Below are 313 nucleotides of genomic sequence, written 5' to 3' on the forward strand. Positions count from 1 at the left end.
GCTGCCGTATGGGCACCAGGCTGATGTCCCAGTCCCCCTTGGGCGTGCGGCGCCGGACCCAGGAGACCCGCTCCATCCACCAGCGCACGGCGACCTCGTCCGTGCCGTGCAGGGTCGGATCCGCGCCGTGCTCGAGGAAGCAGCGATCCACCGCCTCAATGTACCGGGTCGCCTCGGCCTCCGAGAGCCTCAGCTCGTCCAGATCCAGACCCACGTGCGGCGAGAGGTTGAGCTTGCCGTCGGTCGCCCCGCCGGCGCCGCCGTACCTGGACTTGCGGTCGAGCACCAGCACGCTCATGCGGTCCGCCAGCTG

Annotated in this window: 1 pseudogene; it reads right to left on the reverse strand. The window is 70.9% G+C overall.

The features are described from left to right. Positions 1-298, reverse strand: a pseudogene (locus D779_RS20770) (NAD(P)/FAD-dependent oxidoreductase); the annotation flags it as partial. Positions 299-313: the final 15 nt, after the last annotated feature.

Origin of the sequence: Imhoffiella purpurea, assembly GCF_000585215.1 — a bacterium.
Lineage (GTDB): Bacteria > Pseudomonadota > Gammaproteobacteria > Chromatiales > Chromatiaceae > Imhoffiella > Imhoffiella purpurea.